Genomic DNA, 15,854 nt, shown 5'->3' on the forward strand with positions numbered 1-15,854 from the left:
TCTTCATAAGTTAATTTCATAATAAAACACCCCAAAAGTTAGATTTTTTCTGTCTAACTTTTGGGGTGCAGTTCAAAGGAAAGGTTTTTTGATTAAAATTATAATTACAATTACAATTATGTTTATATTTATATTGATAGGTTTTCAATCAGTTTATCAAGGTAATCTGATGCAGACTTTGCGCCGGCTGCTTTAGCAATTTCATCCAATTTTTTCCGATTGCTTGGTTTCAAAGTAAACTGAAATTGTTTCTTACGTTCAAAGCTTTCAAACTCAACTGCGACTTCATTTGGAGTCCGATCAAGTTGGCTGCTCGCTTCAATGATCTGTGATATTTCTTTTTCCTTAGGGGTAAATGCCATGATAATCTCCTTCTAATTATATTTATCATTGTGTTTGTGTTTATGTTTATAAATATAATTATATTGTATCATAAATTTTTGAAAAAGTCTGTTCCAGCTCAGTGAAAAACTTTTTGTGTTTTTGATAAAGCTCTGGATTTTCCTCCATATCTGCAATAGAGATTTTATCAATCGTGGAATGATTGAACAACTCTTTTGCTGGTACAATCCCTAGAAGGTTATCTGTTCCCTTTTCTTTTGCTTCAAGTCCCAATGCTTCCAGTAATTCTCTTGATGTTCCATAGTTTGGTCGGATCATATTTGCTAAGAAATATAATTCAGCAGTAATGTATGATTCTCTGGTACGATAGTCGATCACATCCTTTCTGAATGCTTCTAACCGAGTTGATAGATTGAATTTGGCATTATAACCAAACTCCGAGGGAGTCAAGGGACTAATAATAGCGTGACTGACCGCAACAGCATTTTTAGTAGCTGTTGCAAAGTCTGGTCTACAATCAATCAAGATATAGTCAAACTGATCCAACTTCTTCTTTTCGTAGTTATCCTCTAGCCAAAGATAAAGTAACATATTTTTCTTATCGCTGTTCTCCAGATCTCGTTCCACCGTGTCAAGCTGAACTGAACCTGGAATTAGACTGATATTTTCCTTAACTTGTTTAATATCCACGTCGCCACCTTTAAAAGCATTGGCAATTGTATTCTTACTCTCATAGATATTATAACACTGAGTCAAATTACATTGATGGTCTAAGTCTATAAAGAGAACCTTATGACCTTTCTTAGCCAACCATTCCCCATAATTAAATGTTAAAGTTGTTTTTCCAACACCGCCTTTAATAGCAGCAAAAGTAATAATTTTCATTCTATTTCTCCATTCCATCCGTAGTAGCAATGGCTACACATTGTTTCTTCTTCATCTATCCACCAACAAGCTCCTTTGTCAGAAGTATAGCAAGCATTGTTCCAAGTGCAACCGCAAATTTTGCAATGAGATTTTTCTGCCATCTACCTATCTCCTTGTTATTTTCTATACTTCTATTATACCATTATAATTATATTTGTCAATATGTTTATAATTATATTTATAATTATTTTTTACAATGAAGTTTCTCTATCCTTACGCTGCTCCACATTTTTCTCAATGTCTTGATGTAGCTTATAATCTTTTGTAATTGCTTCTACTCGTTGATACAAAGCCTGACGCTCAAAAGTCGCCTCCTTAACAAGTTTATCAATCTCAGCTTTGCGAGTGCTAGGATCTACTCTCAAGTCTTTCAGAATAGAAACAGCTAGTTTCACTTCCTGAGGATCGCTTGATTCCAATGCAAGAAATGCAGACTGAATTTTATTAAGTTCACCCAAGCGTTGATCTAATTTATCAAGCAAGTTATCTACTTCTTCTAGTTCTTCTTCAAAACGATTTAACAATTCATCAAATTGTTGTCCTTCTGTCACTCCATGAGCAGATAGATAATTATATTCACGAACAAGCTGATCTAAACTGGAGATTTTCGGATTTTTCCGGACAATCATTTCTCCGTTATCATACGACAACTGAGAAGCGACTGTTTCTCCCTTCATGTACCGATTCTTATCAGCGTGTTCAGGATTAACAAAATAGTAGAAGTCATTTTTTCTGATAAAAATTTCATAAGAGCCATCTTCTGCTTTTTCAATCTGATGAGCTGGAATGAGAATGGTTCCCTTGTTTCTAATCCCAAATTCCATTTCAAGATAGATTCCATTTTTTGTTTCTTCCATCACCTGCCATTCTTCAACTGTGATTCTCATTTCAAAATCATCTTCTCGTTCTGCTACCATTTTTTCATATTCGGATTTAATTTCATCGACAGAAAAAGTCACCTCGTTAGCAACCACTCTCTCAGAAATTTTTTCTAAAGAATAATTTCCTTTTTTTGACAAAGTGCGATCCCTAATATTTCTGGTTTGATCTCGATCAGTCAGGCGATACTTTATTTCCTTCCCCGAAGTATCAACAACAAGATCTAAAGCTTTGGCCTTAGATTTAAAATCTTCTAAGGAGCTTGAATGTTTTAAAAGGAAATCTAAACGAGATTTAATCTCATAGCGAAAAGAGTTTTTTTGTCGATAGGCATGATAGGTTTTTCGATTAGTCCATAATCGCTCTTTAAGAATTTTAGCTCCAGCTAAATCCGCATACTTGTTTGAAATATTAAATAGACTTCTAGCAGTATTTTTCTGCCAACGAAATTTGTTTAAGGTAACAGAGTTAGTTGAATTGAAAATAATGTGATTATGAATGTGTCCCTTATCCATGTGAGTCGCTATGACAAATTCATGTTGTCCACCAGTTAATTCTAAAATCGTTTTTCGACCAATCTCATGAATTTCTTGTGGAGTCAAATCATCTTCAGGAGAAAATGATTGGATGATATGATGAGCCAACACTCGATTCGGATTTTGAATATCCGATAGTTCTTTTGTTCCTGCTCGTTGAGCCGCATTCTTTTTGGTCAAAAGAAATTCTTCTGTCGCTGTGCTAGCATCTGTAATTCCATAAGTAGATACAAGTTGCTTGACTACTCGGCCATCTTTAACCACTGCTGGAAATTCAAACTGTTCATCTTGTTCTAAGAAACTCGTTTTAGATGGATTCTCGATATATCGTAAAGCATTATTTAAACTTTTCTTATCAGTCAGCTCGACCGTCTTAGCTTCATCCTCAATATATTTTGTAGATCGTCCTAAAGAAGCTACACCCTTTATTTGAAGAACCTTTGTTACAACCATCGCTCTTGTTCCTTTGTTTGATTTTCCTGTTTTTTGATAAACTGGCTGACTGTATCTTTCAAATCTTTTTGCAACTCAAGAATATGACTCAACTCATTTAGACTAACCTGGTCATCTTCGTTTACCTTTTTTGCGACCTGATTTATATTGACCCCTATCCGATTTATTTCCTTACGCAGTTCTCTCAATTCTTCAAAATTTAAGATTTTGACCTCACCCATAATCAACATAATTCGGGCAAAGGCATTAAAATTTGTCATTCCAGATTCTGCAACCTTTGTTGAAATGAACCGTGCCTCTTCTTCCGTTAAACGAATTTTTTTCTGAATCATTCGTTTTCTTTTTTCTCCATTTTTCAAAAATCATCACCTCTGTTCTGCTATTTCATGATTGAGGGGGTCAGCCCCTTTTCTTCTGGCAAGATTAGCACTTGGGTACCCAAATGCTGTTTTTAAAAAGGTCAAAGATGGTCAGCGTGCATACCTGACCATTCTTGACTTTTTAAATCTTTGGGGAAATCCCCAATCCCCTAATCCCTGCAAGCAGGAATCTTGTTCTATCACGAGGGAAAAGTTTGACTAAACTTTTAAGTCTTCCAGTAGAAGTTCCATTGTATCAACCATCTCCGTTTTAAGGATTTCGTCTTTTAGTTGCTCAAATCGTTCATCACTCATTCCCTCAATTTCTTTAAGTGCAACGGGATACATTTCTACTTCTTCTAACTCATAGTTTGTTTTTACTCGCATATCTCTACGAAGAATATAGAGGCATTCTTTACGAGAAATGTGCTGGTTGACTTCATTCACTTTTGGAGAATCTGTAGCCTCATCTATAAAAAATATCTCCATTAAAAGATCAAAAGTTTCTTGTTTTAGATGTTCAATCATCTTCTGTTTCTCCTTTTTTGTTTTTCTTCCTACGAACTAATGCCTCCATTATTGAGGACTGCTCAGGGACTTTTTTTCTTCCACCTGCTTTACAGCTTCTGCCTTTTGATTCCCCAACTGCTCAGATTTTTCTCTTGCCTGTTGGAGTTTATCAGCAAACTTATCTTTCGTCACAGTTTTATTTTTCACTAATTCTAACTTAGCATCCATCCGATCAATCAAACTTTTTGCTTCCTTCTGAACTACCTGCAGTTGTTCGACCATATCTTCAAAGCCATTTTTATCTTTTGCCCAAATAGCCAAATATCCAAAACTGTAGCTACTCGTATCAAAACCAAAATGATTAGCTACAACATAGGCTACACTTTCAGCTTGTAATTCTTGCTTACGATATTGGTCGTCCCCATATTGGGCATTGCTTCCTCTGTGTAAATCTGAGTGAGCCATTTCATGAAAAATTGTTTTTAGAATCTGTTCTTGCCCCTTTAATCCTTTTGAAATAACAATTCGATTTTCATTTGGAGAGTAATAACCATTTGCGCCCTCTCTTTTAATTTCTTCAAAACTGATAGAAACCTGATTATCCATCGAAACTGCTTTGGATGCTCGATATAAATCTTCATAATCTTTGACAGAACCAGTCAATTCATTAATTGCTTTTGGTAATTCTTTTCCTTCTGTTTGAGAAACATCAAAGACATTTCCTAACTTAAATCGAGTAACTGTGACCTCCTTCTCTTCCATCTCATTCTCAGATGGTGAAAAACTCAACTCATTTTGATTAGCAGAAATTTTAGTTTTCACTTGATACGGAACCCAAATCTTCAGAGCTTTTGAGCCCTTTTTAACTGTCCTGTCAAAATCCGCTTTCCATTTATTAAAACTTGCAACACGGGAAACATTAGGATTTTGCATCTTCAGCAAATGAATATTGTTGAGTGAGTAGTTGTGAAACTTACTCATCGTATCCAAGAATGATTTAAACTGTTCTGAATCTAAATAGTTCTTCATTCCCTCTTTCAAGTGTTCAGCTAAAGCTTTTGTATCTTTATTTGCGACTAACTGGGAAATGGTTTGTTCGGAACTTTTAGTAGCAATTGCATCGGTTATAATCGTTCCAGTTTCTGCTTCAGCATCTATTCTTCTTTCTCTATCTTCCTGTTTTTTATGAAGGTTAGAAGCACCATTGTATGGATCTGTTCCCTGCAACATCTCATCGGAGTTGGAAATACCATCACTATCCAAATCACGATCCCTCTCATCTTTTCGGTTATACTGATAAATTTTTTCGTATGGATTATCTAGTGTATTTGGCGAATTCTTGACTTGTGTTTTTTCAAATTCATCTCGAATGTTGACAATGGCTTGTTCAACTTTTTCCGATAATTCTTTAATTTCTTTCTGCCATTTTTCTACAAGAGCTACTTGTTCTTGAGGCGAATCTCTAACACCCAACTTTTCAAACCAAGCAGATAAATTTTCGACTTCAACACTATCCATTCCATCAAAAGAGATAAAACCAAGACGGCTATCGTAACTACTATCTGTAAATCCGATGGGACTGTTTTTTAAATCTCCATAAGGGAGTTGAGATAATAGTTGATCTACATAAGGAGTATCTTCTAAAGCATAACTGAACTGAGAAATATCTAGCTCACTCACCAATCTCTCCAGATGATACTGATTGAATAGTGCCCCATCTATCTTCATCAGCTCTGGATGTTCTCTCATCTCTCGTGTACCAAGTCTTTCTTTATGAGCGATTGGCTTAATCTCCTCACCAATATTGTAACGGATACCATCCTGAATCAGTTCACCGTCAGGAGCGTAGATACTAAACTGGATCTTAGTTGGGGAAATGTAGGCTTCTGGGTGACCACCAGTCGCTTGTTTTAGTCCTTCCTGATGTAACGGATAGAAGCTCTGATTGGCCTTGTAAAGCTCTCTAGCGAAATCTTGATAAGATATGAGCTCTGTTTCTTTAAAGTACAATTGAGGGCCATCTGGACGTTTCTCAGACCATTGCAGACGAACATGGTAGTTTTCCTTATAAATATGATCTTGTTTCCACTCTTTATAAAAATCTGAATTTGTATCTAGGAGATGATCTTCTCCAGCTGCAGCAACAATCTGATCAAATTTATCATTGTACTGCTTCGCATAGTCAAGATACTGATTCCAGGCTTGATGAAATTCTTCTGGAGTTTTTGAGATGTCACCTGGCACACCTACATGATAGACAGTATCTAAGACTTGAGTAAACGTAGCTGAATCAAGTGAGATTTTATTCAATGTGTTCTTTGGAGCAATCTGTTCAATTTCTTTAGTTGCATCAGGCTGGATTTCCTCAAACAAGCCATTTTTCATAATGGATTGCAATTCTTTGCCCCCATCCTTAATATAGTCCTCATTGATCGATAGCTGTTCAATGTGGCCATTACGTTCACGGAATACAGCAAGAATAGGAGTTTTATCTGCCGTCTCCAGTTCTTTGACCAGTCTTGCTCTAGATTGAAATACTGATACTGGAATGTAATTTTCTTCTTCCAGCTCTTTAAACAGTAAAATAATATCTTTATCATCAGACTTTATAAGGCTGTCAAAGCGCCCATTATATCGTCTAAGATTAGTTAAATCATCAAAATAGAAAGAGGTACTTTCTGTTGCGACTGAAAGATCTGACAGGACGTTGATTTTGTCAAAAGCCGCATCATTGTTAGCCAAAAGAATATTATCAAAGTGTCCGTTTCCTTCTGCAAAATCACGTAAAGTTTTTTCAGGTGTCTGCCCTGGTGCAAGTGGCTTGATCCCCGTCAAGTGCATGAAGTGTTTTTCTTCAAAATTTACTTGTACAGTCTTATCAGGAGTGACATAATAAATCTTAGAGTTAGCCAATTCAGCCAAATAATACTGCGCTGCATTCTGAATAGTTTGACTACGAATTGGACGATTCAATTTAGCTAATTCATGCGAGGAAATAGAATGATAGTGGCCATCGTTACTTGACTGAAACTCTTCATTTATGGTAAAATATAATAAATGAGAGGATAACGTAGGACGACTGGTAACAGAGCGTTCAAAGGTACCAACTTCTGGTACGGGTGTGGGACTGCCTTCAGCCTTGGGCTGTAAAAACCCCTGACTACCATTGGTCCTCTCATTTTTTTGATACTCTGAATTCACATTTTGCTCTTGAAACTTCCCAAGGGCTTTTTCTGTGCTCTGATTTTCTTCCAGCGCTCTACTAGAATCTCCAAGAGGATTGGAAGGTTTTTCAAAGGTCACTGTTTTATCTGAATCAATAACCATCTGTTTTTTAGGCTCTACTGAAAAGCTGATATTATTCCAGTTCTTCTTGAGCCATTCCGCATCTTCTGGAGATAGATTACTATTATCTGGAGTCAAGGCTGCTTTTTGAGTATCATCCTCACGTTTCTTCTGATTGGACAGTAACTTGTTTACTATCTCTTTTTCTTCATCCGTATTGGGGCGATATTTAGGAGATAGTTCAAATCTCCCTTCCTCGCTCAATTCCAAAGCAACTCGACGTAGCCCTTTTACGAAGTAGATATTTGGCTGCTTAGCCCACTGCTTGACCTCTCCAGAATCAATTAAAGCTTGTGTCTCTGGTTGAATAACCAGTCCATCAACTTTATCTTGAATGGCTTCTAGGCGTTCTAATTCCTTTTTGTAACGCTTGATAGTTTCAGGCCTATAACTCGATTCCCCACGTTCTGCCTTCTCAATTTCTTCCCGAATACGGGGAATATTTTGGACACTCATCTCCAGACCATTCCCCTGCCGGTTGAGACCTGCTGCTTTTCGGTCTTCTATTTCCTGGAGCCTTTCAATTCGCTCTTCTTGTTCCTTGATTTCATCCAATTTAGAGAAGACACGATTTTCAATTTGTTCTTGCTTCTGCATAAAACGGCCTCCACCTCGTTTATCATTCATAGGCTGGCCATTCGTTAGAGATTGATGAGAGTAGGCCGCATTGATTGCCTCATCAGCTTCTCCTTTGAGTCGCTCTAGCTTTCGTCTAGCTTGCGCCAAGCGACTATTATCTGGCTTTTCTGCTTCATACTCAGTCCCCGCTTCATGTACTTCTGACATAGTATGTTTCCTTTCTTTCTCTTGATTGACAATCCTTGTATATTCCTGATGAACTTCTTCCCTTGTCAATTGCCTATCTGACACAAAAGCTTTTACATCATCTGCAGTTAGCTCTTGCGCTTTTGTAAGAGCTATTTCCTTCTCAAAAAAGCCCTGGTAATGCCAGGACTTTTCATCTACTGTGTAAACGTGCGCCAGCTCCTTAGGAGCTTCATTCCCCCTCTTCAGGAAATCATTCCAATCTTCCTTTTCTTGATTAAGCTGAACGATAGGCGGAATCGCAATCTGGACTGGAATCCCCTTCTCCTGCAATCGAGTGATAAAATTCTGTCCTGCAGCATCATTATCTACAGCCAAGGTAATCATATCTTGATTCTGACCATCTTTAAAATAATTCGTTGTTTTAGCGACAGTTTCTAGTGCTTTTCCAGCATTCTGATCCACTTGATAGGATTTACCGTTCATCTCGGCATATAATTCCATAAATCTTCGACTAATGATACCATCTTTAATCCCATCCATAGCTACTAAGCGGACATCCTGAAGCCTATCTTTATGAAGCTCATAGTAGCTCATAAGATCGATTGGAGCTTCCGCAAATACCAAACGTTTAGGGATACCAATATCAATTGAAAATCCTAGTTGTCCGTCTGAATTTCTCATAATTTGTTTTAAGCGACCACGTTCTGGATAGTGCACTCGATTCTCTACTATCCCCTGGAGACTAGCTCCAGCTAAAAAGCCCGTGTTGTCTTTATATTTAAAGACAATCACAGGCTCGAAATAGTCTCCTTTTTTTCGGGTTGCCTCCGCCATACTCCCCTGGCTAATAAAGAAATTAATCGTATCATCTGAAAGGCCTCTATGTGCCTTTAAATAGGTTCTAGAGGCGCTGAAGTCCTGATTCTCATATCTTTCCAAATTATAGTGAAATGGCTCTTTTGGAGCCATCTGAGCTTCTGAATTAACTTGTTTAAATTCTCCAGTTTCCAAAAAATGCATCGCTTCTTTGTAAGAGACTCCTTTTATAGATTGAACTAACTGAATGACATCTCCAAATTCAGTTCTTGAATTCCAGTGAAATTCATTTTTTCTTGCATCGATTACAAATGAATCGTGCTCTGTCCAGGTATAACTATAGCTTCCTGTACGCTTTAACTCTATGCCTAGTTGCTCTGCAACAGAAATAATAGATAATCTTTTGGCTTCTTCTTTACTTAATGCCATCTGTTACCTCCCTACAATGAAAATTCTGGCCCTTCTTTTTCTGCTACTATATCTTGTCTCTGTTCTTTATCAAGTTCTTCGGCTTCTACAAAACGATTTAAATCAGGAAAATGGAGTTGAGCTTGTTTTAGCTTATCCTGAACTAACAAGTTCTCATCGATATGATAGACTGCTTCCTGATGTCCATTAAATCCTTTCTCTAGATCAATATCATCAAAGCGGATAACAGCCAACTCTGTCAAACTCCCCTTATACCAAGCTCCAATCTCACTTTCAAGATAAAACCAAACGGATTCTCTATCTTCCGTCTTTGTATCCCGTAAATAAGCTAGTTCCCAGCTTTCACCCTGAGAATAACCAATAACTTCTTGAACGATTAACTCCTGATCATTCGTTCCTAAAATCTGGTTAATATCTCCTAAACGTGGTACTAGAATTTCCTGTGCTAGTGAGATGGCTTCTGAACGATAATCGAAAAATTCATATTCTTCCCTATCTTCGACATAGTTCCTAACGAAATCTGAATAATGAGGGAAATGTTCCTGGAAACTAGGTGAAATCATCCCATAGATATAGGCTTGTCTTAATGTTTCAAACCGGGCTATTTGATAATATGAGGGATCAAGCTTGCCCTCTTGATTCAACAGTTCCTTGATATTTTCTGGAAGTTGAATTGGCTCTGAATCTGGCCAAGTTTTCTTAGAATAGTTGATTACTTCTTCGTAGAGAATCATATCAATCTCTGGATTCTCCATTTCAAGCAAAGTATCTACAATTTGAGCATATTCTGAAAGATTGGAACGATAATCAGTAATCAAGCCATCTTTACTAACCTCCCACTCCTCAACCTGAGCATTTTCTGGAGTTCGTAGTAACAATACCTCCTCAGCTTCCAGATCAACTCCAATGACCTGATCGCCATTGGGTAGCTGATCCATCTCCAATTCCTGGATCTTAGCATCTAATTGATCATTACCCTGAAGCAAGTCTTGTTTCAAGTGAAATAATTCTTCTGCATTGGCTTGTAATTCCTCAAAATACTCTCTGGAGAGCTTCACTGGTTGAACCAATAAATCTTTCTCTCGTTGTTCTCGAGGGTAAGAAAACAAGTAGGGAGCAACTTCTTTGAAGTCCTGGTAGTTCATCCATTTTATAGATTCTGTAACAATCATATTTTGGACATCGATGACATCTGTATGATGAGTAATCCAGCCAGATAAAGCCAACTCTTTTACTGCTTCAGATAGGGGGTAAGAGGGGATATGTTCTAAAATCCCCTCAAAATAACCAATCCCTCGAGCAGTCTCTTCCTCAACTTCACGCTTCATTCGCTTAAATTGTTTTTGTGGTAATGTATTCATTCTGTTTCCTTCCCTTTCTTTCCATTATCTGGGCCGTAAAAAGTGTCTACAATACCTGCGGAACGTACAGCCGATTCCAATGCCGATCTTGCTAGCTCAGAAGCTGCAATCGTTCTCACTTTCACTTCCCATAGTTCTTCTTCCTTCTTTTTAATTAAGCCATCCGCCCACTCATTATCTTTAATCAGCTCATCTCGTCGTTGCTTGAGTTCTTCTAAATTCATACTTTATCCTTTCCATCAAAAAAACAGCTCTATTTTTAGAACTGTTTCATTACCTGCTATTTTTATTTATTGAAAAGTCTTTGCCAGAACGATCGTCTTTGTAAAGACTCTATCTTCTCTTCTGCTTCATTTTTCAGTTTAAGTAAACATTGCGATTCATTGGTTAGACGTTGATTTTCAGTGAGAATCTCTCCTTTTTCCTGCTTCAGTTTTCGTTTATCTTCTTCTAGTTTTTGATTATCCTTTTCTAACTTCTTGTAATACTCCTCCTCTTCGTGATACTTTCTCAAGAGTGTTTCGGCCTGCTTGATGTCTTCTGAAAGTTGTTTCACTTTTTCAAATTTTTCATCGTAGGATGATTTCAACAGCTTAATTTCATCCTTAAGTTCTTGGCACTGATCCTCATAAGTTTTCAAAGTTTGGTACTTCCTTTCGTTATCTGGTGTTATCATGTGTTCTTTTTGAAAACGTCCATAGAGTTTATAATCTCTATCTTGATAAGTGGTTCGAATTTCTTTTGCAATAGTTGCTAGTTCCTCAAGATTTTCAAACTCCTCCGGAAGACTTTCCTGAATCCACTTTGGAAAGAAGGCCTTGGCTTCAAAAAGAGGGATGCCCTTTCTAGCTAACTCTGCACGTTTCAGACGACTTGGTTTTCCAGACACATAGAACTCAATTGCTAAAATACCATTAAATCGATAATATGCCGAATAAGGATAGGTTTCCTCCAACTTCATATAAAACTTTAAAATAGAATACCCACCGTCTGGAAAAGGCACCCTTTGAAGTTTAGCAATACGCTCTGGAAAAATCATAATGGTCGTCTCCCCCTCCTGAATTTGAAACTTCTGAATTACTTCAAAGGCAGAAAGAAAAGCAATTAATTCAGGCGTATAGGAGAAACTCCCCGGATTGTCCCTTAATGGGCTTGATTCTCCAGTAAAATATCGGAAAAAAGCCTGACCACGTTTTCGAGTTTTCAAATTTGTGCGACCGTTAGATGGGCTTACTTTTAGCTCGGTTTCCAAGTCGTAAAATACACCGTTAGTCTTATCTGTAGGATAATGCCAAGGATCGTCATCAGCTAGTTTAAGAGCTTCAAATGCGTTAACAACACGTTTCTGACCGTCTTTTGTCTTAGCAACAGCATAAAATTTTGAAACTGCCATGGGTTACCTCCCTTTGGTATTTGTCTTTATTATACCATAAGAACAACTAAGACAGACTGTACTTTCTAGTTCTTAGTTTCGATATATCCAAGTTCATCTGTAGAAAAACCAACAATCTTATAGAAGCCTATGGCTCCAAAAGTTTCTAATAAATGAGTTTCCGCTACCCTTTTAGCTGTATTAAAATCACGAAAAAAACCTGCATGAGCAAAATTTTCATGCCAGGTTATTTTTTCGCCTTCCTGATGCAGCCACACATACTGATCCCAATTTATAGCAATTAAAACGCAATAAGAGTCATAAAATTCCATTAGATTTCCTTTCTTTCCTAACTCACTTTGAGAGGAACTTCCTCAACTTCCTTAATCCCAATATGAATAACATTTTCTTCCCCAACCTGGGCTTTCCACTCATCAATATCGCTCAAATAGCGCTTGTATCGATACCAGTTGTCATCATTCGGGCCATTGCTTAAGAGGTAAGCTCTCGGATGCGTGTCCAGGTTAAATTTTTGATCTCGAAAAACATTTTGTTTGGATAGGAAGAGTAGGGCTTCTGTTGTTCCAATTGTAGCAACTTCATGCGGTGTCAACAGTTCTCGACCAATTTTGGAGTTCTGCTTAGAACTACTGGCATTTCTTCCTCTGCTCTCACTATAATTCTGATCATTCAAAGTCTGCTTACCAGATCTCTCGGATAAATACTTAAGTGTATCTAAGTCATTGGAACCTAAATAAAGAATAGCACCACAGTTATTGATAATCGTCTTCGTATTTTCTTTACCGTACAATACTTCAATCTGACTTTGAGATTGCACCATCATCTTGATAGAAATCTCTCGAGAACGAATAACAGAGATAATTGGCGGTAAATTAGGAATCTTCCCAATCTGACCAAACTCATCTGCCCACACTTGTAGATGTAATAAGTCTTCCTTGATTTTTGTTGGATGCTCACCTAATATAACTGCATCTGCAGTTTTTATTAGCACATCGAAAATGGTACTAAAAAGAAGGGCAGATAAGAACTGATAAGCTGGATCCACTTCTGGAATATGAATAAAAACTGCTGTTTTCTCAATATTCCATTTTTCAATCTCCAGTGTATCCTTTTCAATAATCTTTCTTAGTTGCTCATGATCAAATACTGAGAAAGTTGTTGCAAAAATGGCATAAACAGAAGCCCGTGTTTGACCATCAAAGTTTTTATTGAATAGTTCCCACTGCCTGCAGGCATAATTCCCTGGGCTCCTTCTCTCCAGGTCTTCAAACATCAATTCAACAGGACTTTCCGCTTCTGGATGATTCCGTCTCAATTCTCGAATCATATCTGTAACCTGCCCTAAATGAGGCAGATAGTGATCAAGCTGACCATCAAAATAAAGATAGCCAATTAGAGAACGCATGAGGAGTTTATTTGCTGCAGGCCAAAAAGGATCACTTTCATGACCATTTCTGTTGAGAGACTCTGTAATTGCCTCTGCCACTCGGTCTATATCCATTTCATTATGAATATATCTAAAAACGTTGAAGCCATCTGAATTCAGGAAAGTAATCAAATCAAAAATCTTCATCTTATAGCCTTTTTCTACAAGTGATTTCCCTGTTTCATGAATCAAAATCCCTTTAGTATCTGTAGTTACAAAACTAGAGTTAGCTTGTAATATATTCGGTTTTACAGCACTACGTGTCTTTGAATCCCCTGTACCTCCATATACCAGAATATTTTTATTAATCTGATTTTCAAAGCTCAAGCGGTTATTAAATAGTCCCATCTGACTGTTCTGGGTAAAAATCATATTCTTTTCAGGTTCTTCGTCTCGGAATCTCATCAACTCTTCTCTTGTCGCAAAACGAGCTGATCCATGTTCTTCTCCATAGCGGTAAGTCCCCGTATCAGATACTCTCAAATACAGTAGAAAAGCAATCAAAAATCCGCCCATACCAATTAATAAAGAAGCTGGAGTAAATTGAAAATCAAACCAAGATTTATCGTTTAGATGATCGCTCATCCAATTAAGCTTTCCAAGTCCAAATACATCCGTTACTGAATCAGTATCTGGTGCTAACAGCCACAGTTTAAAGAGCCAATGAAAGAGATAGAATAGACCAATGCCTAACAACAAATACGGTCTAAGTCTTCGTTTCTTCTTTTCTGTAATCACTTCATTTTTCCTCCAATCTGTGGTTCGATATTTTCCGGAAGAACAAACTCCTTGGTATGAATGTTTACCTGGAGGGAATTGATTTTCTCTTGTTCCACTGCTTTGAAATGTTGCAATTTCTCCTTAAAAGAAGTCGTTTTCCCATTTTTAAGGTTTCGCTCATTGAATCCTTTAGGATCTCTTGTGATGCCTTCTAGGACATCCTTAAAGGCTTGTTCGACAACACCTTTATCTTTTGCATTAAAAGCAAGGGTTGTCTTTCCATCTGAATGAGTATAAAAAGAAAAGCCAATCCCGTATTGGCCCAGTTCTTTTCGAACTGCCTCGAGATTGACTTCATTATGTAATAATTGCTGGACTTCTTTAGCATCTGCTGTTGCCATGAATTTATTCCAGTCTGTATCACCAGTAAAGACTACATTCTCCCCTCTGGCTTGATACATTTCAACTGCTTTAGAGCTCACCAAGAAGAGTCCCTTTAAGATGACTTCTCCTGTCACAAGAGTTGCCCGTCCTAATTGGGCTACCACTTGTTCTTGTTCCATTTTAGCTCACCTCTTCAATTTTAAAATAAAGATCTTTCAATTGAGTAGCTTGAGAGTCTTTTTCAAGAATCTGTTGTTTCAACTCATCAATCCTATTTTGACACTGAGCAATTTCCTCATTGGCTTCCATGATAAAATCTTCGTTAGATTTGATTTTATTTTTAATAGATTGCTTATAAGTAACCGTCTGAGCCTCAAAGCTATCAATAACCTCTGAAGGCAAATTTACTGTAGTCGCATTAGAAAGAGAGAAGGAAGATTCATCCTTTTGATCAGGAATCGTTTTATTCTCTTTCTGAGTAAATGTTGCAACAACCGGTGCTACTTCTTCTGTATTTTCATCTTGTGAAGGTTCTACTTGTTCTTCCTCATTTTCATCTAACCTACTGAAATGATCTGTAGTCCATTCACTAGAAGAATAGGTAACTTTATCTTCTCCAACCTCATCTTGAGGCTTCTGAGAAACTAGCTCAGCAATTCTTTGACGAGCCATATTCGCCTCTTCCTTTACCGTTAGATCTTCTGGTTGGAATTCGGGTTTAGGTTGGGGTTGAGGTTCTGGTGTTCCTAGTGAAGAGTTCTTTTCTTTATGTTTTGCTAAAAAATGAAGAAAACCTCTCTTTTTCTTTCCAGTACTCGTACCAAAATTTTCCAGCAACTGATCAATAATCCCAACAAAAGGTATTTCAAGACTAAGTTCTTGTAGGATTTCACCTTCAGGATTAAGAGAATAAAGCTGATATGTTCCGGTTATTCTATTACTCTTCATTCGCTCATTGATGATTTCTAGCCTTGATAATAAATCATCTCGGTTCTCAAACGTTTCCTCTTGATTAGTCAATTGATTAATAATTTTATACATGATTCACTCCTTAGTTACTTGATTGTGCTGGAAGAATGAGTTCCTTCATTTCCTGATAGGATAAGCCACTCTCTTCTGATAGTGCAATAAAAAGCTGTGCTTCCAAATCTTTTTCTTGATTTATGTAATTCTTGATTTTTTTATCTGCTTCTTCTTTTTGTCGTT

At 37.2% G+C, this 15,854-nt stretch carries 14 protein-coding genes; all 14 read right to left on the bottom strand.

The window, feature by feature from the left end; genetic code table 11:
* Nucleotides 1-128 precede the first annotated feature (128 nt).
* Nucleotides 129-362 carry a hypothetical protein gene (locus OCF96_RS09485; protein WP_000886109.1) on the bottom strand — a complete coding sequence of 78 codons (234 nt, stop codon included), beginning with the start codon at nucleotides 360-362 and terminating at the stop codon, nucleotides 129-131.
* A 58-nt stretch (nucleotides 363-420) separates the two neighbouring features.
* Entirely contained in the window at nucleotides 421-1,227 is an 807-nt protein-coding gene (locus tag OCF96_RS09490) for a ParA family protein (RefSeq protein WP_261447011.1), read from the bottom strand.
* A complete protein-coding gene (locus OCF96_RS09495; protein ID WP_061587149.1) occupies nucleotides 1,224-1,370 on the bottom strand; it encodes a hypothetical protein in 147 nt (48 codons plus the stop codon). The genes OCF96_RS09490 and OCF96_RS09495 overlap by 4 nt, the downstream gene beginning before the upstream one ends.
* Nucleotides 1,371-1,460: 90 nt before the next feature.
* Complete coding sequence (locus tag OCF96_RS09500) at nucleotides 1,461-3,137, bottom strand: helical hairpin domain-containing protein (RefSeq protein ID WP_261447012.1); 1,677 nt, start codon at nucleotides 3,135-3,137, stop codon at nucleotides 1,461-1,463.
* Complete coding sequence (locus OCF96_RS09505; RefSeq protein WP_419991742.1) at nucleotides 3,128-3,469, bottom strand: plasmid mobilization protein; 342 nt, start codon at nucleotides 3,467-3,469, stop codon at nucleotides 3,128-3,130. The genes OCF96_RS09500 and OCF96_RS09505 overlap by 10 nt, the downstream gene beginning before the upstream one ends.
* A 246-nt stretch (nucleotides 3,470-3,715) precedes the next feature.
* Nucleotides 3,716-4,024 (bottom strand): hypothetical protein, encoded by a 309-nt coding sequence (locus OCF96_RS09510; protein WP_261447014.1) that lies wholly within the window; start codon nucleotides 4,022-4,024, stop codon nucleotides 3,716-3,718.
* A 48-nt stretch (nucleotides 4,025-4,072) separates the two neighbouring features.
* Nucleotides 4,073-9,364: a PBECR4 domain-containing protein gene (locus OCF96_RS09515; protein WP_261447015.1), complete on the bottom strand. Its 5,292-nt coding sequence runs from the start codon at nucleotides 9,362-9,364 to the stop codon at nucleotides 4,073-4,075.
* An 11-nt stretch (nucleotides 9,365-9,375) separates the two neighbouring features.
* A complete protein-coding gene (locus tag OCF96_RS09520) occupies nucleotides 9,376-10,725 on the bottom strand; it encodes a hypothetical protein (RefSeq protein ID WP_261447016.1) in 1,350 nt (449 codons plus the stop codon).
* The gene (locus tag OCF96_RS09525; RefSeq protein ID WP_261447017.1) at nucleotides 10,722-10,949 is read right to left on the bottom strand and encodes a hypothetical protein; all 228 of its coding nucleotides are present in this window, start codon (nucleotides 10,947-10,949) and stop codon (nucleotides 10,722-10,724) included. Before OCF96_RS09525 ends, OCF96_RS09520 begins: the two co-directional genes overlap by 4 nt.
* Before the next feature lie 62 nt (nucleotides 10,950-11,011).
* Nucleotides 11,012-12,118, bottom strand: a complete 1,107-nt coding sequence (locus OCF96_RS09530; RefSeq protein WP_261447018.1) for a hypothetical protein — start codon at nucleotides 12,116-12,118, stop codon at nucleotides 11,012-11,014.
* A gap of 65 nt (nucleotides 12,119-12,183) precedes the next feature.
* Nucleotides 12,184-12,429, bottom strand: a complete 246-nt coding sequence (locus tag OCF96_RS09535; RefSeq protein ID WP_015604852.1) for a hypothetical protein — start codon at nucleotides 12,427-12,429, stop codon at nucleotides 12,184-12,186.
* Between the two features lie 17 nt (nucleotides 12,430-12,446).
* On the bottom strand, nucleotides 12,447-14,282 hold the full coding sequence (locus OCF96_RS09540; RefSeq protein ID WP_261447019.1) for a VirD4-like conjugal transfer protein, CD1115 family: 1,836 nt from the start codon (nucleotides 14,280-14,282) through the stop codon (nucleotides 12,447-12,449).
* Nucleotides 14,279-14,827 (bottom strand): DUF3801 domain-containing protein, encoded by a 549-nt coding sequence (locus OCF96_RS09545; protein ID WP_261447020.1) that lies wholly within the window; start codon nucleotides 14,825-14,827, stop codon nucleotides 14,279-14,281. The genes OCF96_RS09540 and OCF96_RS09545 overlap by 4 nt, the downstream gene beginning before the upstream one ends.
* Before the next feature lies 1 nt (nucleotide 14,828).
* Complete coding sequence (locus OCF96_RS09550; protein ID WP_261447021.1) at nucleotides 14,829-15,689, bottom strand: DUF5945 family protein; 861 nt, start codon at nucleotides 15,687-15,689, stop codon at nucleotides 14,829-14,831.
* Between the last annotated feature and the right edge of the window lie 165 nt (nucleotides 15,690-15,854).

It is taken from the genome of Streptococcus mitis, from assembly GCF_946190065.1.
GTDB classification, from domain to species: domain Bacteria; phylum Bacillota; class Bacilli; order Lactobacillales; family Streptococcaceae; genus Streptococcus; species Streptococcus mitis_DE.

What these genes read in the sequence shown, in the direction of transcription:
- OCF96_RS09485 (WP_000886109.1), bottom strand. Translation starts at nt 362, where the DNA reads ATGGCATTTACCCCTAAGGAAAAAGAAATATCACAGATCATTGAAGCG.
- OCF96_RS09490 (WP_261447011.1), bottom strand. Translation starts at nt 1,227, where the DNA reads ATGAAAATTATTACTTTTGCTGCTATTAAAGGCGGTGTTGGAAAAACA.
- OCF96_RS09495 (WP_061587149.1), bottom strand. Translation starts at nt 1,370, where the DNA reads ATGGCAGAAAAATCTCATTGCAAAATTTGCGGTTGCACTTGGAACAAT.
- OCF96_RS09500 (WP_261447012.1), bottom strand. Translation starts at nt 3,137, where the DNA reads ATGGTTGTAACAAAGGTTCTTCAAATAAAGGGTGTAGCTTCTTTAGGA.
- OCF96_RS09505 (WP_419991742.1), bottom strand. Translation starts at nt 3,469, where the DNA reads ATGATTCAGAAAAAAATTCGTTTAACGGAAGAAGAGGCACGGTTCATT.
- OCF96_RS09510 (WP_261447014.1), bottom strand. Translation starts at nt 4,024, where the DNA reads ATGATTGAACATCTAAAACAAGAAACTTTTGATCTTTTAATGGAGATA.
- OCF96_RS09515 (WP_261447015.1), bottom strand. Translation starts at nt 9,364, where the DNA reads ATGGCATTAAGTAAAGAAGAAGCCAAAAGATTATCTATTATTTCTGTT.
- OCF96_RS09520 (WP_261447016.1), bottom strand. Translation starts at nt 10,725, where the DNA reads ATGAATACATTACCACAAAAACAATTTAAGCGAATGAAGCGTGAAGTT.
- OCF96_RS09525 (WP_261447017.1), bottom strand. Translation starts at nt 10,949, where the DNA reads ATGAATTTAGAAGAACTCAAGCAACGACGAGATGAGCTGATTAAAGAT.
- OCF96_RS09530 (WP_261447018.1), bottom strand. Translation starts at nt 12,118, where the DNA reads ATGGCAGTTTCAAAATTTTATGCTGTTGCTAAGACAAAAGACGGTCAG.
- OCF96_RS09535 (WP_015604852.1), bottom strand. Translation starts at nt 12,429, where the DNA reads ATGGAATTTTATGACTCTTATTGCGTTTTAATTGCTATAAATTGGGAT.
- OCF96_RS09545 (WP_261447020.1), bottom strand. Translation starts at nt 14,827, where the DNA reads ATGGAACAAGAACAAGTGGTAGCCCAATTAGGACGGGCAACTCTTGTG.
- OCF96_RS09550 (WP_261447021.1), bottom strand. Translation starts at nt 15,689, where the DNA reads ATGTATAAAATTATTAATCAATTGACTAATCAAGAGGAAACGTTTGAG.